Below are 933 nucleotides of genomic sequence, written 5' to 3'. Positions count from 1 at the left end.
CGTCAAATCTCCGGCAAACTACGCGAAGATATGAAGCGTATGCTTGCCAATCTTGATTTGCCTAAAGGTATGAGTGTCATCATTCGTACTGCAGGTATTGGCAAAACTCAAGAAGATCTGCAACACGACCTAAATCATCTGCTCAATATTTGGCAAGCCATTCAAGAACAAAACAAAAAGTACCCATCACCACGCTTGGTTCATCAAGAAGCAGGTGTGGTGACACGTGCGGTACGTGATTATCTGCGTGATGATATAGCTGAGATTTGGATTGATAACGAAAACGCTTACATTGAAGCGGCAGGATTTATCGATGCAGTGATGCCAACACAAGCGGACAAACTACGCAAATATACTGACTACGAGCCTATGTTCGCACGCTTTAGCATTGAAAAGCAGATCGAGACCGCTTACCAGCGTGAAGTACGCCTGCCATCTGGCGGCTCGATCGTCATTGACCAAACTGAAGCGTTGGTATCAATCGATATCAACTCGGCCAAATCTACTAAAGGTTCAGACGTCGCTGAAACTGCCTACCATACCAACTTAGAAGCAGCTGATGAAATCGCTCGCCAATTACGTCTACGCGATATGGGCGGCTTGATTGTCATTGATTTCATTGACATGAATGACAATAAGCACCAAAAAGAAGTCGAAAAACGCCTGGTTGATGCGACCAAATATGACCGTGCTCGTGTTCAGTTCGGCGAGATATCTAAGTTTGGTTTGATGGAGATGAGTCGTCAACGTCTACGCCCATCATTAGAAGAGTCTACTGGCTATATCTGCCCACGCTGTCATGGCAACGGTATGATTCGTGATCTGCGCTCTTTATCATTGTCTATCATGCGCCAAATCGAGCAAATCGCTTTAAAAGAACGTCAAGGTGAAGTACAAGCAGAAGTACCAACTGACATTGCCGCATTTATTTTA

The 933-nt window shown here is 44.8% G+C and carries 1 protein-coding gene; it reads left to right on the top strand.

What is annotated here, in order from left to right; translation table 11 throughout:
* Positions 1–933: Rne/Rng family ribonuclease (locus tag ACS8FD_RS17715; protein WP_439276820.1), on the top strand; the 933-nt coding region annotated here is incomplete at both ends.

This window comes from Psychrobacter sp. 1U2 (assembly GCF_051847575.1).
Note: the sequence above shows the minus strand (reverse complement) of the source record. Positions and strands in the feature narration are given on the sequence as shown.